The 19,269-nt window shown below is 39.3% G+C and carries 21 protein-coding genes and 1 tRNA gene; 21 read left to right on the top strand and 1 reads right to left on the bottom strand.

The window, feature by feature from the left end:
- Window positions 1-142 precede the first annotated feature (142 nt).
- The 15 genes from ACO1DI_RS10055 to ACO1DI_RS09985 all read left to right on the top strand — a co-directional run bounded on the left by ACO1DI_RS10055 (window position 143) and on the right by ACO1DI_RS09985 (window position 13,337).
- Entirely contained in the window at window positions 143-1,324 is a 1,182-nt protein-coding gene (locus ACO1DI_RS10055) for an ATP phosphoribosyltransferase regulatory subunit (protein WP_014457827.1), read from the top strand.
- Entirely contained in the window at window positions 1,324-1,956 is a 633-nt protein-coding gene (hisG, locus tag ACO1DI_RS10050) for an ATP phosphoribosyltransferase (protein WP_013059721.1), read from the top strand. The genes ACO1DI_RS10055 and hisG overlap by 1 nt, the downstream gene beginning before the upstream one ends.
- A 15-nt stretch (window positions 1,957-1,971) precedes the next feature.
- Complete coding sequence (gene hisD / locus ACO1DI_RS10045) at window positions 1,972-3,240, top strand: histidinol dehydrogenase (RefSeq protein ID WP_209368034.1); 1,269 nt, start codon at window positions 1,972-1,974, stop codon at window positions 3,238-3,240.
- Window positions 3,241-3,315: 75 nt separating this feature from the next.
- Window positions 3,316-3,900 carry an imidazoleglycerol-phosphate dehydratase HisB gene (gene hisB, locus ACO1DI_RS10040; RefSeq protein ID WP_013059719.1) on the top strand — a complete coding sequence of 195 codons (585 nt, stop codon included), beginning with the start codon at window positions 3,316-3,318 and terminating at the stop codon, window positions 3,898-3,900.
- Complete coding sequence (gene hisH / locus ACO1DI_RS10035; RefSeq protein WP_209368032.1) at window positions 3,901-4,548, top strand: imidazole glycerol phosphate synthase subunit HisH; 648 nt, start codon at window positions 3,901-3,903, stop codon at window positions 4,546-4,548.
- On the top strand, window positions 4,535-5,269 hold the full coding sequence (hisA, locus tag ACO1DI_RS10030) for a 1-(5-phosphoribosyl)-5-[(5-phosphoribosylamino)methylideneamino]imidazole-4-carboxamide isomerase (protein WP_014457830.1): 735 nt from the start codon (window positions 4,535-4,537) through the stop codon (window positions 5,267-5,269). The genes hisH and hisA overlap by 14 nt, the downstream gene beginning before the upstream one ends.
- Window positions 5,269-6,027: an imidazole glycerol phosphate synthase subunit HisF gene (gene hisF / locus ACO1DI_RS10025; protein WP_014457831.1), complete on the top strand. Its 759-nt coding sequence runs from the start codon at window positions 5,269-5,271 to the stop codon at window positions 6,025-6,027. Before hisA ends, hisF begins: the two co-directional genes overlap by 1 nt.
- Window positions 6,024-6,647 carry a bifunctional phosphoribosyl-AMP cyclohydrolase/phosphoribosyl-ATP diphosphatase HisIE gene (gene hisIE / locus ACO1DI_RS10020; protein ID WP_014457832.1) on the top strand — a complete coding sequence of 208 codons (624 nt, stop codon included), beginning with the start codon at window positions 6,024-6,026 and terminating at the stop codon, window positions 6,645-6,647. The genes hisF and hisIE overlap by 4 nt, the downstream gene beginning before the upstream one ends.
- A 181-nt stretch (window positions 6,648-6,828) precedes the next feature.
- On the top strand, window positions 6,829-8,331 hold the full coding sequence (locus tag ACO1DI_RS10015; RefSeq protein ID WP_042991823.1) for a tetratricopeptide repeat protein: 1,503 nt from the start codon (window positions 6,829-6,831) through the stop codon (window positions 8,329-8,331).
- 111 nt (window positions 8,332-8,442) lie between these two features.
- Window positions 8,443-9,396, top strand: a complete 954-nt coding sequence (gene trxB, locus ACO1DI_RS10010) for a thioredoxin-disulfide reductase (RefSeq protein WP_423145216.1) — start codon at window positions 8,443-8,445, stop codon at window positions 9,394-9,396.
- A 303-nt stretch (window positions 9,397-9,699) separates the two neighbouring features.
- Window positions 9,700-10,158 (top strand): 8-oxo-dGTP diphosphatase, encoded by a 459-nt coding sequence (locus ACO1DI_RS10005; protein ID WP_013059712.1) that lies wholly within the window; start codon window positions 9,700-9,702, stop codon window positions 10,156-10,158.
- 41 nt (window positions 10,159-10,199) lie between these two features.
- A complete protein-coding gene (rapZ, locus tag ACO1DI_RS10000) occupies window positions 10,200-11,093 on the top strand; it encodes an RNase adapter RapZ (protein WP_013059711.1) in 894 nt (297 codons plus the stop codon).
- Entirely contained in the window at window positions 11,090-12,076 is a 987-nt protein-coding gene (locus ACO1DI_RS09995) for a gluconeogenesis factor YvcK family protein (protein ID WP_013085391.1), read from the top strand. Before rapZ ends, ACO1DI_RS09995 begins: the two co-directional genes overlap by 4 nt.
- 33 nt (window positions 12,077-12,109) lie before the next feature.
- Complete coding sequence (gene whiA, locus ACO1DI_RS09990) at window positions 12,110-13,054, top strand: DNA-binding protein WhiA (RefSeq protein ID WP_013085390.1); 945 nt, start codon at window positions 12,110-12,112, stop codon at window positions 13,052-13,054.
- A gap of 28 nt (window positions 13,055-13,082) precedes the next feature.
- Window positions 13,083-13,337 carry an HPr family phosphocarrier protein gene (locus tag ACO1DI_RS09985; protein WP_013059708.1) on the top strand — a complete coding sequence of 85 codons (255 nt, stop codon included), beginning with the start codon at window positions 13,083-13,085 and terminating at the stop codon, window positions 13,335-13,337.
- 34 nt (window positions 13,338-13,371) lie between these two features.
- Here ACO1DI_RS09985 and clpP read toward each other — a convergent pair whose 3' ends face one another.
- Window positions 13,372-13,959: an ATP-dependent Clp endopeptidase proteolytic subunit ClpP gene (gene clpP, locus ACO1DI_RS09980; protein WP_013059707.1), complete on the bottom strand. Its 588-nt coding sequence runs from the start codon at window positions 13,957-13,959 to the stop codon at window positions 13,372-13,374.
- A 220-nt stretch (window positions 13,960-14,179) separates the two neighbouring features.
- On the opposite strand from clpP, the gene ACO1DI_RS09975 reads away from it, so the two are divergent.
- The 6 genes from ACO1DI_RS09975 (at window position 14,180) to gap (ending at window position 19,199) form a co-directional block, all read left to right on the top strand.
- A tRNA-Arg gene (locus ACO1DI_RS09975) sits at window positions 14,180-14,251 on the top strand.
- A gap of 201 nt (window positions 14,252-14,452) precedes the next feature.
- Window positions 14,453-15,127: a hypothetical protein gene (locus ACO1DI_RS09970; protein ID WP_209368030.1), complete on the top strand. Its 675-nt coding sequence runs from the start codon at window positions 14,453-14,455 to the stop codon at window positions 15,125-15,127.
- Window positions 15,128-15,413: 286 nt separating this feature from the next.
- Window positions 15,414-16,724, top strand: a complete 1,311-nt coding sequence (rpoN, locus tag ACO1DI_RS09965) for an RNA polymerase factor sigma-54 (protein WP_209368027.1) — start codon at window positions 15,414-15,416, stop codon at window positions 16,722-16,724.
- A 12-nt stretch (window positions 16,725-16,736) separates the two neighbouring features.
- Window positions 16,737-16,985, top strand: coding sequence for a glutaredoxin family protein (locus tag ACO1DI_RS09960; RefSeq protein ID WP_014457837.1), 249 nt, complete (start codon window positions 16,737-16,739; stop codon window positions 16,983-16,985).
- 132 nt (window positions 16,986-17,117) lie between these two features.
- The gene (locus ACO1DI_RS09955; RefSeq protein ID WP_014457838.1) at window positions 17,118-18,146 is read left to right on the top strand and encodes a sugar-binding transcriptional regulator; all 1,029 of its coding nucleotides are present in this window, start codon (window positions 17,118-17,120) and stop codon (window positions 18,144-18,146) included.
- Between the two features lie 45 nt (window positions 18,147-18,191).
- On the top strand, window positions 18,192-19,199 hold the full coding sequence (gene gap, locus ACO1DI_RS09950) for a type I glyceraldehyde-3-phosphate dehydrogenase (RefSeq protein ID WP_013059702.1): 1,008 nt from the start codon (window positions 18,192-18,194) through the stop codon (window positions 19,197-19,199).
- Window positions 19,200-19,269 lie beyond the last annotated feature (70 nt).

Genomic DNA, 19,269 nt, shown 5'->3' with positions numbered 1-19,269 from the left:
GGCGGTTGACGGCTGACTTTATCGGGTGTAAACTATCAATAACTTTAATTTATTATTTCGCTAATACATTAGTGTGATAAAGTAAAAACAACCTATCAATGGTTCCTTAATAGATAAAATCAAGCTTAAAGGACGTGTCGGAATGTCAAAGTTATTTATGTTTGAAAAACCCCTTGGAATGAGAGATACCCTGCCAGCTCTTTTTGAAAGAAAAAAACAAGTTCGCAATCAGCTGGCAGATGAAATCAGCAGCTGGGGCTATCAATATATGGCAACGCCTACTGTGGAATATTACGAGACGGTAGGAAGCGCATCAGCTATTTTAGATCAACAATTGTTTAAACTTTTAGATAAAGAAGGGCATACGCTTGTGCTGCGACCGGATGTAACAACGCCATTTGCACGTGTGGCCGCTTCAAAACTTTTAAATAATTCTCCTTTGCGCTTAGCTTATGAAGCAAATGTATTCCGAGCTCAGCAGCGTGAGGGCGGCCGCCCGGCGGAGTTTGAACAAATAGGCGTTGAGCTAATTGGAGACGCTACGATGAGCAGCGATGCTGAAGTCATTGCTCTCATGATCGGCGCATTAAAAAGAGCGGGACTTAAATCATTTAAAGTCGCAATTGGCCACATCGGGTTTGTTAATTCGCTTTTTTTAGAAATTGTCGGAAATGAAGAACGTGCTAACGTGCTTCGCCGCTTTTTATATGAAAAAAATTACGTGGGCTATCGTAATCATGTAAAAGATTTGAATCTATCTTCTATTGATAAACAGCGTCTCCTTCAGCTGCTTAACCTGCGCGGAGATGAAAAGAAGATTGAAGAAGCAGTCGAACTAGTTGAAAACGAAGCTGGTAAAAAAGCAGCCAGTGATTTGAAAAAGTTATGGAATATGCTTGATGCGTACGGTGTAACGGATGAAATTAAAATTGATTTTAACTTAGTCAGTCATATGAGCTATTACACAGGTATTTTATTTGAAGTTTTTGCTGAAAACGTTGGTTTCCATATCGGTAATGGAGGACGTTATGACCAGCTTCTTGAAAAATTTGCGTCTAAAACACCAGCTACAGGATTTGGAATTCAGCTCGACCGCTTAATTGAAGCGCTGGGCGAAGAAGTATATGAGCCTTCAGCAGTATACGGCATATTATATAGCCAGGAGCGTTTAGATGAGGCATTAGCTTTAGCTGCTGAACAGCGCAAGCAAGGATATCGAGTAGTGACTCAGGAAATTGCAGGCGTTGATGATGTTGATGTATTTACTGCACAGTTTGAAGAAGTCACGTTTCTAATTGGAAAACGAGGCAAGGGGGGACAATAATGAGTGAACTATTAACAATTGCAATGCCAAAAGGACGTATTTTTGAAGAAGCAGCTGAACTTTTGCGTCAAGCAGACTTTCAATTGCCGCCAGAATTTGACGATTCGCGCAAGCTGATTGTAGACATTCCTGAAGAGAACATGCGCTTTATTTTAGCAAAACCAATGGACGTCACTACTTATGTAGAATACGGAGTAGCGGATCTTGGTATTGCAGGTAAAGACGTAATGTTAGAAGAAGAACGAGATGTCTATGAGCTGTTGGATTTAAATATTAGTAAATGTCATTTGGCCGTTGCCGGTTTGCCTAATGCTAAAAAATCAGAAATTGCTCAAAAAGTGGCAACCAAATATCCAAATGTAGCATCGACTTATTTCAGGGAGCAAGGAGAACAAGTAGAAATTATTAAATTGAATGGTTCGATTGAATTAGCGCCTTTAATCGGCCTGGCTGATCGGATCGTTGATATTGTATCAACGGGACAAACACTAAAAGAGAACGGACTCGTTGAATTGGAGCACATTGAAGATATTACATCGCGTTTGATTGTGAATCCTGTGAGCTATCGTTTAAAAGACGAACGAATTGATGATTTAGTGAATCGTTTAGCCCAAGTGGTTCAACCTGTATAAAAGAGGTGACATACATTGAAAATTACACGTGTAACAGAACAAGTGAGCTTAAAGCGTACGATTGATCAAGGGACGAGTGCTCAAAGAGAAATTGTCGTAAATATTTTAAAGCAGGTGCAAGAGCAAAAAGACAAAGCTTTAAAAAGATATACAGCCCAATTTGACGGCGTTGAGCTTTCTTCTTTGCTTGTGACAGAACAAGAAAAGAAGCGTGCTTATGAGCTGGTTGATGCAGATATGCTGTCAATCATTCGCGAAGCTGCTGACAACATTCGTGATTACCACGAAAGAATGGTCGAGCAGTCTTGGATGACAACAAAAGAAGACGGCACCATTTTAGGTCAGAAAGTAACGCCTTTAGATGCAGTAGGTGTTTATGTACCGGGAGGCCTTGCGGCTTATCCTTCTTCCGTTTTAATGAATGTTATTCCTGCTCAAGTGGCAGGGGTAAAACGTATTGTGATGGTTTCACCTCCAGGAAAAGACGGCGCGCTGCCTGCTGGAGTAGTTGTAGCAGCGAATGAGCTTGGGGTTGAAGAGATTTATAAAGTAGGGGGAGCTCAAGCGGTAGGAGCACTTGCCTATGGAACAGAAACAATTAAACCTGTTGATAAAATTGTAGGGCCTGGTAATATCTTTGTTGCATTAGCGAAAAGAGAAGTATATGGATTAGTAGACATTGACTCAATTGCTGGACCTAGTGAAATTGTCGTACTAGCAGACGAAACGGCTAAGCCCAACGAAGTGGCAGCTGATTTATTGTCTCAAGCAGAACATGACAACTTAGCTTCAAGCATTTTAGTAACACCTTCTATGAAATTAGCCGAAGCTGTTAAAGAAGAAGTGGAAAGACAAGTGGAATCTTTACCTCGTAAAGAAATCGCCAAACCTTCTATTGATAACCATGGTGCTATTTATGTGACCGGGTCATTAGAAGAAGCGGTTGAAGCTGTTAATCAATTAGCCCCTGAGCATTTAGAAATTATGACTGAAAGTCCGCTTGAACTTTTAGGTTCCATTCGTCATGCCGGTGCTATTTTTCTAGGAAGATACAGCTCAGAACCTGTTGGGGATTATTTCGCGGGACCAAACCACGTTCTTCCAACAAATGGGACAGCAAAATTCTCAAGTCCTTTATCAGTTGATTCATTTGTGAAGAAGTCTAGTATCATTTCATACAGCCAACAAGCCCTGCAGAAAAATGTCTCGAAAATTGCAGCGTTTGCTCGTTTAGAAGGGCTAGAAGCTCATGCAAGGGCGGTTGAAGAACGCTTTAAAAAATAATGTGGAGATTAAAAGAAAAGAGTAGAAATGTTCTTTTCTTTACTTATTACATGCACAGTTGAAAGGAGTTTCACAATGAGAGAGTCAAGTATTAAACGTACAACAAACGAAACGGATATTGCATTAGCGATTGGAATCGATGGAGAAGGAAAAGCGAACATTGATACAGGCGTTCCTTTTTTAAATCATATGCTGGATTTATTTACAAAACACGGACAGTTTAACCTTGATGTAAAAGCAGATGGAGACACGGAGATTGATGATCACCATACAACGGAAGATATCGGTATTTGCCTTGGTCAAACATTCAAAGAAGCGCTCGGTGATAAAAAAGGAATTAAACGCTATGGAAATGCTTTTGTACCAATGGATGACGCGTTGGCTCAAGTTGTAGTAGATTTAAGCAATCGTCCTCATTTTGAATTTAAAGGTGACATTCCCGCGTCCCGCGTCGGTACATTTGATACAGAGCTTGTATATGAATTTTTATGGAAATTTGCATTAGAATCTCGCATGAATGTACATGTAATCGTACACTACGGTAAAAATACACACCACATTATTGAAGCGGTATTTAAGGCATTAGCGCGTGCTTTGGACGAAGCGACAACGATTGATCCGCGTGTCAAAGGTGTGCCTTCGACGAAAGGGATGTTGTAAATGATTGGCATTATTGACTATGGGATGGGGAACTTATATAGCGTAAGTAAAGCTCTTGAACGATTAAACTATGACTATATTATCTCCGCAGATCCTGCAGAACTAAGAAAGGCAAAAGGGCTGATTCTTCCTGGAGTTGGAGCATTCAAAGATGCGATGGAACAGCTGAATCAAACAAAGCTGACGGAATTTATTAAAGAAGAAGTAGAAAAAGGAATGCCTTTGCTTGGAATTTGTTTAGGTATGCAGCTTTTATTTGAAGAAAGCGATGAGAACGGTGTAACAAAAGGGCTGGAACTGTTAAAAGGGAGAGTCGAGCGTATTCCCGGCATTACTGCCGAAGGACAGACATATAAAGTTCCGCATATGGGCTGGAACTCTTTAGATTTTCATCAGCAGTCTGCTCTGCTTGATGGAATCAGTGAAGGTCACGTGTACTTTGTTCACTCTTATTACGTAAAAACAAATGACCAAGACGTGCTTTTAGCAACAAGTCCTTATGATGTTGAAGTTCCAGCAGTTGTTGGAAAAGAACACGTATTTGGCGCTCAATTCCACCCTGAAAAAAGCAGTGCAATCGGAATGCAAATGCTGCAAAATTATGCAAACTTCGTAGAGAAAAGGAGCCCATCGTATGAGCAAATTTGAAATATATCCAGCCATTGATATGCGCGGAGGAAAGTGCGTCCGTTTGCTTCAAGGAGATTACACAAAAGAAACGGTGTACGGAGATTCTCCGGTAGATATGGCCACACAATTCGCAAGTGAAGGCGCTCAGTGGATTCACATGGTTGATTTAGACGGCGCAAAAGCGGCCAAGCGCGTAAATGATGAATTTGTGCTAGGCGTGAAAAAGAAATTAAATGTACGTGTGCAAATTGGAGGAGGCATTCGCTCAGAAGCTGACGTTGCTTACTATTTAGAAAGCGGAATTGACCGCGTTATTTTAGGAAGTGCAGCTATTTCTAATCCTGAATTTGTGAAAAAAATGTTGAAAAAATATGGTGCGCGTATTGCTATTGGTATTGATGCACGCGATGGCTATGTTGCGACGGAAGGCTGGGTGGAAACATCTACAATCAAAGCGACAGAACTAGGAAAAGAATTGGCTAATGCTGGTGCGGAAACATTTATTTTCACAGATATTTCTACAGATGGTATGCTGTCTGGTCCTAATGTGGAAGGAATTGTTGAAATGGCTAAGGCTACTGGAAAAGGTGTGATTGCATCAGGGGGAGTTAGTAAGCTTGCTGATCTAGATGCACTAAAGAAATATGAAGCTGACGGCGTTATTGGTGCGATTGTAGGGAAAGCACTTTATACAAATAAGTTTACAGTAGCTGAAGCACTTCAAGAGGTGAAAGCGTAATGATTACAAAACGAATCATTCCTTGTTTAGATGTAAAGGACGGCCGTGTGGTAAAAGGAGTTCAGTTTGTGGAACTTCGAGATGCAGGAGATCCTGTAGAGTTGGCGAAATTTTACGATGAAGAAGGCGCAGACGAATTAGTCTTTTTAGATATTTCTGCTTCTCATGAAGGACGCAAAACAATGGTACATGTTGTAGAAGAAGTAGCATCTCAGCTAGCCATTCCTTTTACGGTGGGCGGAGGAATTAATGCATTAGAAGATATGAAGAGAATGCTTCGTGCTGGTGCAGACAAAGTGTCATTAAATACAGCGGCCGTACTCAATCCAGCACTGATTACAGAAGGGTCCGACTTTTTTGGAGCTCAGTGTATTGTGGTAGCCATCGATGCTAAGTACGATGAAAGTTTACATTCATGGAGAGTCTATACACACGGAGGCCGCAATGCAACGGACTGGGAAGTAATCGACTGGGCAAGAGAAGCAGTGAAGCGCGGTGCGGGTGAGATCTTGTTAACGAGTATGGATAAAGACGGCGAAAAGTCAGGGTTTGATTTAGCATTAACCAAAGCAGTCAGCCAAGCGGTGAGCGTTCCTGTTATTGCTTCTGGCGGCGCAGGAAATGGTCAAGATTTTGTCGATGCGTTTGAAAAAGGAGAAGCTGACGCAGCTTTGGCGGCTTCGATCTTTCACTATAAAGAAACATCTGTAAAAGAAATTAAAAGCTATGCAAAACAACAAGGAGTGAGCATTCGATGACGATTGAAAACATTAAATTCAACAGTGATGGACTTGTACCAGCTATTGTACAAGATGCTGTGAGCAAAGAAGTTTTAACATTGGCTTATATGAACGAAGAATCACTTCAAAAATCAATTGATACACGTGAAACATGGTTTTACAGCCGTTCTCGACAAGAGTTGTGGCACAAGGGCGAAACTTCTGGGAACACGCAAAAAATTGTAAGCATGGCATATGACTGTGATGCTGATTCTCTTGTTGTAAAAGTGGAGCCTCAAGGTCCTGCTTGTCATACGGGGGCTTACAGCTGTTTTAATGAAACAATTCTTGGCGAAAATAAACAAAATGATAATCGGTTCGCTATTATTAATGAGCTAGAAGAAGTAATCGCTAAGCGTGAAGCTGAAATGCCAGAAGGAGCTTATACGACGTACTTATTCGATAAAGGCGTAGATAAAATCCTCAAAAAAGTAGGAGAAGAAGCTGGTGAAGTGATTATTGCAGCAAAAAATCGTGACCATGATGAGCTGAAGTGGGAAGTTGCAGATTTATTGTACCACGTACTTGTTTTACTTCGTGAGCAAAAGCTCCCTTTAGACGATGTCCTAGCAGTATTAAAAGAGCGTCACTCTAGCTAATAGCTACATAGTGAAAGGAGAGAAGGAGTTGTCTCATTTTAGATAAAAGAGGCAAAACCTTCTCTTATTTGTGTCAAGAAACGACTGCTTGCAGGCTCCTTTTTTGAATAGAGGTATTAAACTTCTTGGCAAATGTGATATACTACGAACGTCGAAATTATCAACTTATTTGGAGGGCTTAATGGAAAAACACTCAAAAGTAATTCAAAAAATGGCACAAGTAATTCCATTTTCGCAAACGGGTGACTTCTATTTCGAAAAAGCGCTGCAGGCGTTTGAAGAAGAGGAGTCAGATAAAGCGCTCAAGTATTTAACGCGTGCAAACAAAGAAAATGCCCGTAATCCACAGCTTCTTACAAACGTTGGGGTAGCTTTAACGGAGCGGGGAGATTATCAAGATGCCAACGAGCTTTTTCTCCATGTGATTCATCATATGGACGATACATTAGGAAGCTGTTACTACTATATAGCCAACAGCTATGCGCATCTTGGACTGTTTGAAGAATCAAAAAAATACGCGATGTATTACATTGAGCATTTTCCAAATGGTGACCTCTTTCGATCGGCTACAGATCTGTTAGATTTACTATCAATTGATGTGGATGAAGAAGATGAAGAGCCTAAAAATCAGCTAGGCGACATGCTGATTATAAAACAAGAACAAGCAAAAAGACTGCTTGAAGCAACGAATTTTGAAGAAGCAGTGGATTTATTAACTGAAATAATTGATGAGTATCCAGAATTCTGGTCTGCATATAATAATTTAGCGTTAGCTTATTTTTATTTAAATAAAATTGATGAGGCAATGGATTTGCTGAATGAAGTGTTGGAGAAAAACCCTGGAAATCTTCATGCGTTATGCAATCAGCTGATTTTCTATTATTATTGCCATAAGCATAAAGAAGTTGAGGAGCTTACAGACGGACTTAGCCGCGTTTATCCAATGTCATTTGAGCACCGCTATAAGCTTGGAGCAACATTTGCGTTGATTGGTCAATACAAACTATCATACAGATGGTTAAAAAAGCTTTATACACAAGGATTTCAAGGAGACAACTCATTTCATTATTGGCTCTCATATGCCTCTTACTATACTGGACGTGAAGCGTTCGCTAAAGAAATGTGGAAGCTGGCATTGGAAGACGTTCCTGATAAAGAAGGAGAGGAGCCTTGGCGCATCAGTCAAAAAGCTGCGAAGATTTTTCAATCGAAAGTGGATGTTACAGCGAAAAAGAAATGTGCAACAAAAAATGTTCATGATCAGCTTTACAGCCTGTATATGGCGAAGAAGCTTCCTGAACAACAGCGTCTGCTTCTTTTAGAAGAAATCAAGTCGTCCATACATATGAGTACACTTTTAGATGAAGTATATACGTATGTATGGCAGGATAAACACCATGTAATTTTTGAGGTGGCAGATGTTATTGAACTGGAGATGGAATCGCAGACTGAAAGTGATATCCAGGATCTTTTAAGTTTTTGGTTCTATGTATATGTACAGGTATATAAACAATCCTATGATTTTCAGCATGTGAACGTAAATGCGTGGGCCGCAGCCGTCACATATATATGGGCGAAAGAACAAAACCAGTCTATTACTCAAGCCGATGCGGCAAAACAATATTCCATTTCCGCTGCAACAGTTAGAAAGTACAGTAAAATTGTGAATACGTTATTAAATTGAGCAAAAAAATAGACGGTAATAGGAAGAACATATTAGGATAGTGATAACGAAATAATTATCCATAAATTTGGAATCAACTACGAAGGAATTTCCTAAAAGGAGTGTAAAGCAATGACAGAAGAAAAAATTTATGATGTCATTATTATTGGGGCAGGTCCAGCAGGTATGACTGCTGCTGTATATACATCTCGTGCAGATCTATCAACACTAATGATTGAACGAGGAATTCCAGGCGGTCAAATGGCTAATACGGAAGATGTAGAAAACTATCCAGGTTATGATCATATCCTTGGTCCTGACCTTTCAAACAAAATGTTTGAGCATGCAAAAAAATTCGGTGCGGAATATGCGTACGGTGATATTAAAGAAATCATCGACGGAGAAAAATACAAGACAGTTCGTGCAGGCAGCAAAGAATATAAAACACGTTCAGTAATCGTTGCTACGGGTGCAGAATATAAAAAATTAGGCGCCCCAGGAGAAAAAGAACTAGGCGGCCGTGGGGTATCTTATTGTGCTGTATGTGACGGTGCATTCTTTAAAGGCAAAGAGCTAGTCGTTGTAGGCGGTGGAGACTCTGCGGTTGAAGAAGGCGTATATTTAACTCGCTTCGCAACAAAAGTAACAATTATTCACCGACGCGATGAGCTTCGCGCGCAGAAAATCCTACAGCAGCGTGCATTTGACAACGAAAAAGTCGATTTTATTTGGAATACAACGGTCAAAGAAGTAAATGAAAAAGACGGTAAAGTAGGCAGCGTAACGTTAGTAGACACAAAAACAGGTGAAGAGCGCGAGTTCGGTGCGGACGGCGTATTCATTTATGTTGGAATGGTTCCACTAACAAAACCATTCGAAAGCCTAAACATCACGAATAAAGAAGGATATATTGAAACGAACGAGCAAATGGAAACAAAAGTACCAGGTGTGTTCGCAGCGGGAGATGTTCGTGAAAAGGCTCTTCGTCAAATTGTAACAGCTACAGGCGATGGCAGCATTGCTGCTCAAGCGGCTCAGCACTATGTAGAAGAGTTAAAAGAAAAGTTAAAAGCTATTCAGCAATAAGGCTGAAATCAATCTTTTACAAAACGTAATTCGGTTTTAACTGTTCTGTAACACCTGTGAAACATTGATGGGGTACTATATAGATAGTAATTGACCCCCTTTTATAAAATATATGTATGTCGGGCATAGGACGTGTTCCTATGCCTCTTTTTTGTGACTGTAACAGATTGAATTTACGTATATAACAGCAAGTGTTTATTTTCAGAAAATTTAGTAATAGTTAGTTCATCTCCGTTGTGAGAGAAGTTTGTTTCGTAGTATAATAAAAGAAAATGTCAGTATACATATGATGAGGTGGAAAACATGCAAAGGGTCACAAATTGCGTATTAATGAAAGACGATAAAGTATTGTTGCTTCAAAAGCCACGAAGAAACTGGTGGGTGGCCCCGGGTGGGAAAATGGAGCAAGGAGAATCTGTAAAAGACTCGGTTGTAAGAGAATTTCGTGAAGAAACGGGAATTTATTTGAAAAATCCCACTGTAAAAGGTATCTTTACTTTTACGATGAAAGAAAACGATCAAATTTCATCTGAATGGATGATGTTTACTTTTTTTGCTACAGATTTTGATGGGACAAATGTGCTAGAATCAGAAGAAGGCAAACTCGGTTGGCATAATTTGAGTGAAGTAAGTGAATTGCCGATGGCACCGGGAGATCATCACATTATCGATTATGTAGCAAAAGGGTCGGGTGTTATTTATGGCAACTTTACGTATACAACGGATTTCGAGTTATTATCTTATCGAATTGATCCTTGTTAATGATAAATAGACATGTATGCATAGATTGAGGGGGATGGAAAATGAGTACTGGGTCTGTAAGCGATATTCAATTAGTAATTATTACTGGAATGTCAGGTGCAGGAAAAACAGTAGCAATTCAGAGTTTTGAAGATTTAGGGTTCTTTTGTGTAGATAATTTACCCCCTACATTGCTACCGAAATTTTTAGAACTCATGAAAGAGTCAGGGAATAAAATGAATAAAGTTGCTCTTGTTATGGATTTGCGAGGCAGAGAGTTTTTTGAAAGCCTATTTGAAGCATTGGATAACATGAGTGAAACAACGTGGGTCACGCCACAAATTTTATTTTTAGATGCAAAAGATTCTGTACTGGTGACGCGCTACAAAGAAACGAGACGTTCACATCCGCTAGCTCCTTCGGGTTTACCGTTAGAAGGAATTGGTATGGAACGGGAGCTGCTTGAGGAGTTAAAGGGAAGAGCTCAGCTTATTTATGAGACATCAGAGTTAAAGCCAAGAGAGCTTAGAGAAAAGATTTTAACTCAGTTTTCTTCGCACGCTTCACAGGTTTTTACTGTTAATGTGATGTCATTTGGTTTTAAATACGGGGTGCCTATTGACGCTGATTTAGTCTTTGACGTGCGCTTTTTGCCAAACCCTCACTACATTGACCATATGCGTCCTAAAACAGGGCTTGAAGAGGAGGTTTCTTCTTACGTATTAAAATGGACGGAAACTCAAAAGTTCATTGAAAAGGTAGTAGACTTGCTTTCATTTATGCTTCCACAGTACAAGCGAGAAGGTAAAAGCCAGCTGGTCATTGCTATAGGATGTACAGGCGGACAGCATCGCTCCGTCACATTAGCTGAATATTTAGGTCACCATTTCCAGAATGAATACAAAACTCATATTTCTCATCGTGACATTGAGAGGAGAAAGGAAAATCATAGATGAGCAGTGAACAGCTTCCAAAAGTTGTCGTCATTGGGGGAGGAACGGGTTTACCAGTGCTGTTAAGAGGGTTGAAAGAATACCCTCTTGATCTTACAGCTATCGTAACCGTAGCAGACGACGGGGGAAGTTCTGGCCGATTGCGCGATGAACTTGAAATCCCTGCTCCTGGTGATATTCGAAATGTGCTAGTTGCTTTATCTGATGTAGAGCCACTAGTTGAAGAGCTTTTTCAGCATCGATTTGATACAGGAAATGAGCTTACAGGCCATTCTCTTGGCAATTTGTTGCTTGCAGCTATGACGTCTATTACTGGCGATTTTGTGCATGCTATACGAGAAATGAGCAAAGTACTAAACGTCAGAGGGAAAGTACTTCCAGCAGCTAATCAAAGTGTCGTGCTGCATGCGGAGATGCAAGATGGATCCATCGTAACAGGTGAATCAAAAATTCCAGAAGTTAATAAAAAAATTAATAAAGTGTTTTTATCGCCTGCCGATGTGAAACCGCTTGTCGAGACAATAAAAGCTATTCGACGCGCTGATTTAATTGTATTGGGGCCCGGAAGTCTTTATACAAGTATTTTGCCGAATTTACTGGTGCAAGATATTTGTAACGAGCTTTGTTCGACAAAAGCAAAGAAAGTGTACGTATGCAATGTGATGACGCAGCCAGGTGAGACATTAGGTTTTAAGGCAAGTGATCATATTAAAGCGCTTTACAATCATATGCCGTGTGCATTTTTAGATGCGATTATCGTCAATAATGCACCTATTCCAGCACCTTTGAAAAAGAAATATCAAGTAGAGCAGGCTCAGCCTGTAGAATATGATCGTGAAGTATTGCTAAAGTTAGGGTTAGAAGTGATTGAAGATCAAATTATTCAATATGACGGCAGCGTAATTAGGCATGATACAAAAAAAGTAGCAAAGCTTGTGTATTCTATGCTGACATCGCTGCAAGGTAAAGCCAATACGGGTGTTTAACACTATTTCCGTATGTAGATTGGAGGTGAAGTTATGTCATTTGCATCAGAAACAAAAAAAGAGTTAACGAATTTAGAAGTCAAAGATTGCTGTGCAAAAGCAGAGCTTTCTGCATTAATTCGAATGAATGGTTCACTTTCTTTTTCGAATAAAAAATTCACGGTTGATGTTCAAACAGAAAATGCAGCGATTGCTCGGCGCATTTATGTCCTGCTTAAGAAAAATTATGATGTGTCAGTAGAACTGCTTGTGCGTAAGAAAATGCGCTTGAAGAAAAACAATGTATATATTGTTCGATTAGTAGAGAAAACGAGAATGCTTTTGGAAGACTTGAAAATTGTAGAAGAAGGATTCACCTTTACACATCGTATTTCACCAGAGCTAGTACAAAAGAAATGCTGTAAGCGATCCTACTTAAGAGGCGCATTTTTAGCCGGCGGTTCTATTAATAACCCAGAGACATCATCATACCATCTTGAAATCTTTTCATTGTATGAAGAGCACAACGAAGCTTTATGCAATTTAATGAACGAATTTCAATTAAATAGTAAAACATTAGAACGGAAAAAAGGCTATATTAACTATTTGAAAGAAGCTGAGAAAATTACGGAGTTTCTCAATATCATTGGAGCCCATAACGCTCTTTTACGGTTTGAGGATGTAAGAATCGTCCGAGATATGCGGAATTCCGTTAATCGCTTAGTTAATTGTGAAACAGCTAACTTAAATAAAACGATCGGAGCGGCTATTCGTCAAGTGGAAAACATTCGTTATATTGATGAAACAGCTGGATTAGATATCTTACCAGAAAAGCTAAGAGAAATTGCTCGTTTGCGTGTGGAATACCAAGACGTCACGTTAAAGGAGCTTGGTGAGATGGTATCTGGAGGTCAAATTAGCAAATCGGGCATTAACCATCGGTTGCGTAAAATTGACCAAATAGCAGACAAGCTTCGCGCCGGTCAGCCAGTCACATAAGGGGAATTGCAAGGGGGAGGATTTTATCATGGAAAAACAAGTAGAAGTAAAATTAAAAACGGGATTACAGGCTCGTGTTGCGGCACTATTTGTGCAAGAAGCAACTCGTTTTACATCTGATGTGTACTTGAAGAAAGATGAGAAAGTAGTCAACGCTAAAAGTATCATGGGGTTAATGAGCTTAGCGATTAATAATGGGTCTCTTATTACGCTCATTGTTGAAGGGGTAGATGAAAAAGAAGCAATGGATGCGTTAGTAGCTTACGTAGAGAACGATGCATAAAAAAGCCTTTCCCAAAGTGGGAAAGGCTTTTTTCTTATTTAGGGTCGTTTTCTAATACTTTGTCAATTAGACCGTATTCTAAAGCGCGTTCAGCAGTCATGAAATTATCACGATCTGTATCACGTTGTAGCACTTCTAACGGTTGACCTGTACGCTCAGCTAAAATTGAATTTAGTTTTTCACGTAAGAATAGAATACGTTTTGCCGCAATTTCGATTTCAGTAGCTTGTCCTTGAGCACCACCAAGAGGTTGATGAATCATTACTTCGCTGTTTGGAAGAGCAAAACGTTTGCCCTTTTCGCCAGCAGCCAGTAAGAAAGCACCCATTGATGCAGCCATACCGATACAAATTGTAGAAACTTTTGGCTTAATGAATTGCATCGTATCGTAGATAGCCATTCCAGCTGTAATAGAGCCACCTGGACTGTTGATATAAAGTGAGATGTCTTTTTCTGGGTCTTCAGCAGCTAAGAATAGAAGCTGAGAAACGATTGAGTTAGCTACATTATCGTCAATAGCACTACCTAAAATAATAATGCGGTCTTTTAATAAACGTGAATAAATGTCATAAGCACGTTCACCACGGTTTGTTTGTTCAATAACTGTAGGAATTAAGTTCATATTAAATTCCTCCTTAACAAGAATAATTTGTTATGTACCTATAATACACGTATGGTCAATAAAGGTCAAACAAAAGAACCTCTACTACACATATTCGCTTAAAAGACTATGTATTCCTCTTTGACATTATTAAAATTTTTCCCCCTTCTAAAAAAAATAAACGTAGTATTCTATTGAAAAGAGAAGTTTTCTCTCCTATAATGGAAGTTGTGACAAATATGCCCTCGTAGTGTAGTGGATAGCACAAGAGATTCCGGTTCTCTTAGGGTGGGTTCGAATCCTGTCGAGGGCGTCTTAAAACGTTGCGGATTACGCAGCGTTTTTTATTTTGAGTAAAAAGGCTCATATTCTCAAAAAACAATATTTATTTTTCTTCTGTAATCCTTTATACGCGTAAGGAAGCAAGAAATTAATTCCATTGTACCGGTTGCGGAATTTGTCAGAATACTATAAAACAGTATATAAGGAAAAGAAACACGGAGGAGGAATAAATATGAAATATATAAACAAACTTTTCATTGTCAGTGCATCGGTAGCACTATTGCTGTCTGCATGCGGGACGAACGAAGATTCTGCTCAGCCGAAGTCTAATGATCAAGCAGAAAATGTTCAGCAGGATACAGCTTCTAAATCTGATCAAACATCAGGCGCTGCAAAAGAAAATTCGAAAAAAGATGCGGATTCTTCTGAGGTCTCAGCCAAACCTTCAGGAAGTCAATCATCAACTAGCGAAACAGCGGAAGATGGACAGTCAACGTCTTCTTCAGAAACAAAACTAACAAAAAGCCCAGAACAAGATTATTCTATTCAAGTAATGGACGGTTATCAACTAACGGGTGAAGAACCAGGAAAAGATGCGTTAGTATTAACTTCAGATGATTCTCAATTTATGCGTATTGAAATGCTTTCATCAGAAGCATCGCTGGACGACGCTGCTCAATCTGTTAAACAAACGGCAGCAGCAGTTAATAAAAATGCAGCAGAGAAAAAGAATCTTGAAGAGAATGGAATCTTCAAAGATTCTGTTTGGTATGAAGCCACATCTGGCGATCATACGGTAAATGCCGTGTTAGTTAAAGGAAAGAAACCAATGAAGCTAACCATTTTTACGAAAAATGATGAAGAAAACTTGGACAAGTTTATGCAAATGGCACAAACTATTCAATAAGCAATTCTTCTATATATTATACAAATGCAGAAAATTCGACATGACGAAGAAAACGTCATGTCGGATTATTACTCGGATCATGTGGTCGGTGCGAATTATAATGAAAAGTTATAAAGGTGTATAGCTCTATTACTTATTTGATGGTTAGTAATTAAAAGTAGGATGAACCGCTTCGTTAACAAAGGTTGACGGAGATTTTTTGATGAAAAAATTACATATAAAAAATAGTTACATGCTCTTTGAAAGCGTTTTTATAGTAAAATAGATGAAGGGGAGGGGAGAAATAATGGAGATTGGATTATTTCAGCAGCAGTCGTTAAAGCTGACGATGTCAAAAGAATTATCACAAGCTATTTCTCTTTTACAATATTCATCGATGGATATTGTAGCGTTTTTACATGAGCAGGCGCTTCAAAATCCGCTTATAGATTTTTCAGAGCTGCCCGTCTATACATCTCACAATCAAAAAAATCATGCAACTTCTGATTCAACAGATTATATGAGCAGTATACCAGCTCCTAAAGAAACGCTGTACGAACATTTAATGAATCAATCCGCATTATTAAAATTAGATGAATGTGAGCAGGCAGCCGTTGAGTTTGTTATTCATAGTCTGGATGATGCTGGCTATTTGCACGATGAGTTAATCATACTTGCTAACCAGCTGGGCCAAGATCAAGAGCAGGTTGAAAAGGCTCTCCAGCTTGTGCAGCAGATGGACCCGGCAGGAGTAGGGGCAAGAAGTTTACAAGAGTGCTTAATGCTTCAATTAAAAAGGAATAATCAATGGACAGAAAAAATAGAGCAAATTTTGACACATCACTTTGAGGAATTTGCGTATAAAAAATGGATGAAAATCTCAAAGTTATGTCAAATCTCACTTGAAGCTCTTCAACACTTACATGAACAGATTAAGAAATTAAATCCTCGTCCTGGATCGTTTTATATGAAGTCCAATGAACGATTCATTGTACCGGATTTTATTGTAAAAATTGAAGATGGAAATGTCGTTGCTTATGCAAATGAGGATTTGGAACCTCGACTTTCAGTGAATGAACAGTACAAACTTCAGCTGAAAAATAGGCAAAACCAAGAAATGTTTTCTTATTTACAAGAGAAATATCGTGAATTTCAATGGATTATGAAAAGCTTACACACACGCAAAGATACATTAAACGCATTAATGAATACCTTACTCGTTGAACAAGAAGCATTTTTTAAAAAGGGTCCTTCGTATTTGAAGCCCTTAACAATGAAGGAAGTAGCGGAGCAAACATCTGTGCATGAATCAACGATTAGCCGTGCTACTCGGCACAAATATATTCAAACGCCTTTTGGCACCTTTTCAATGAAATCTTTTTTCTCAACTAGCATTCAACTGGGCAACAACGAAGCGACTTCTACAACTCACGTAAAAGAACTGCTTAAAAAGCTAGTATCGGAAGAAAACAAACAGCGTCCGCTTTCAGATCAGCAGTTGGCTAACGTCTTGCAAAGCAATTATAACGTTACTATTTCAAGAAGAACGGTAGCCAAATATCGAGACCAATTAAACGTTCTACCATCTAGTCAACGAAAACTTTTTGTCACACAGTAAAGGAGTGAGAATGTGGAAGTCGTACTGTATATCAAAAATGGCTGTCATTTATGCGATGATGCAAAGAAGCTGCTTGCAGAGCTGCAGTCTGAGTTTCCCTTTCAGCTTATTGAACGAGATATTTACAAAAACGATGAGTGGCTGGAAAAGTATCACCTTGCGATTCCTGTAGTAGAAATGGATGGAGAAGAAGTGGAATATGGAAAAATAACAGGTATTCCATTAAGAAAACGCTTACTTTTAAAAATAGGCAACACATGAGTTGAATAAAGGATTCACTCCTGTTAGAATAGAATTTGTAGCAGGGTGAATTTTTTTGCGCAAGGTGGGACATAATATGTCTATACGGGACAAAATATGTCCAGCAAGTTTATGCCTTAAGGGGATTTTAACATGCGTTCTTTAATAGAAGTACAACGAAAATTATTACCTGAACTTCTCTCAGTTATGCAAAAGCGCTATCAAATCTTGCAATACATACGTTTAATGCAGCCGATTGGCCGCAGAAACTTAGCTGTAAGCCTTGGGCTAACAGAGCGTGTGTTACGAAGCGAAGTAACATTCTTAAAAGAACAAGATTTGATTGACATTTACCCTAGTGGGATGACGCTTACAAACGAGGGAGAACTACTTCTAGCTGAATTAGAAGAAGTAATGAAGGAAGTTTCAGGACTTCGATTATTGGAAACAACATTAAAAGAGGCGTTTTCTTTATCAGAAGTTGTTGTTGTATCTGGAGATAGTGATCAGTCTCCTTGGGTCAAAAATGAAATGGGTCGAGCATCTGTTTCGTGTATCAAGGAGCGCCTTGTTGGTGAAAAAAATACCGTTGCTGTTACAGGTGGTACAACGCTTGCCGCCGTTGCGGAAATGATGACACCTGATTCAAAACACCCTGATGTACTTTTTGTACCTGCTCGCGGAGGGCTAGGTGAAAATGTACAAAACCAAGCAAACACGATTTGTGCTAAGATGGCTGAAAAGTCCATGAGTCACTATCGCTTGCTTCATGTTCCAGATCAGCTTAGTGATGAAGCATACCGATCCATTATCGGTGAGCCATCTATTAAAGACATGCTTCATTTAATCAAGTCCGCTGGTATGGTTGTTCACGGAATAGGAGACGCTATGACAATGGCAGAACGCCGTAAAACACCACAAGCTGACTTAGAAAAAGTGAAAAATGGACATGCTGTAGGTGAGGCATTTGGATACTATTTTAATCATCAAGGCGAAGTTGTTCATAAAGTTAAAACAGTTGGCATACAACTCGATGATTTAAAGAACAATAAATGTGTTATTGCTGTTGCAGGAGGTTCATCAAAAGCAAAGGCAATTAAAGCGTTTATGCAACAAGCGCATGATTCGATTCTCATTACAGATGAAGGCGCCGCAAAAGAGTTAGTAAGGGATTTTAATTAATCCCTCATATAAAAAATACTTTTTACATTCAAGGAGGAAATACCCATGGCAGTAAAAATTGGTATTAACGGATTTGGTCGTATCGGCCGTAATGTATTCCGCGCAGCTTTAAAAAATGATAACGTTGAAGTAGTAGCAATCAACGACTTAACAGATGCTAACATGCTTGCTCACCTTTTAAAATATGATTCTGTACACGGAAAATTAGATGCAGAAGTAGTAGTAGATGGTAGCAACTTAGTAGTAAACGGTAAAACAATCGAAATCTCTGCTGAACGTGACCCAGCTCAATTATCTTGGGGCAAACAAGGCGTAGAAATCGTTGTTGAATCTACTGGATTCTTCACAAAACGCGCTGACGCTGCAAAACACTTAGAAGCAGGAGCTAAAAAAGTAATTATCTCTGCTCCAGCATCTGATGAAGATATCACAATCGTAATGGGTGTTAACGAAGACAAATATGATGCAGCTAACCACAACGTAATTTCAAATGCTTCTTGTACAACTAACTGCTTAGCGCCATTTGCTAAAGTGTTAAACGACAAGTTCGGTCTTAAACGCGGAATGATGACAACAGTTCACTCTTACACAAACGACCAACAAATCTTAGACTTACCACACAAAGATTACCGTCGTGCTCGTGCAGCTGCTGAAAACATCATCCCAACTTCAACTGGTGCTGCTAAAGCTGTATCTCTAGTATTACCTGAATTAAAAGGTAAATTAAACGGTGGAGCTATGCGTGTTCCAACTCCAAACGTTTCTTTAGTAGACTTAGTTGCTGAACTTGACAAAGAAGTAACTGTTGAAGATGTAAACAACGCTCTTAAAGAAGCTGCTGAAGGCGATCTTAAAGGCATCCTTGGTTACAGCGAAGAGCCACTAGTATCTGGTGACTACAATGGTAACATCAACTCTTCTACAATCGATGCATTATCTACAATGGTAATGGAAGGTAACATGGTTAAAGTTATCTCTTGGTACGATAACGAGAGCGGATATTCTAACCGTGTAGTAGACCTTGCTCAATACATCGCTGCTAAAGGACTATAAGAATAACTTAAAATTCGCTTCTATTTGATTCAATAAGACAGAAATCGACTAGACTTTCCTTTTTTATTGG

It is taken from the genome of Priestia sp. 40 (assembly GCF_049368575.1).
Classification (GTDB): Bacteria; Bacillota; Bacilli; order Bacillales; family Bacillaceae_H; genus Priestia; species Priestia zanthoxyli.
Note: the sequence above shows the minus strand (reverse complement) of the source record. Positions and strands in the feature narration are given on the sequence as shown.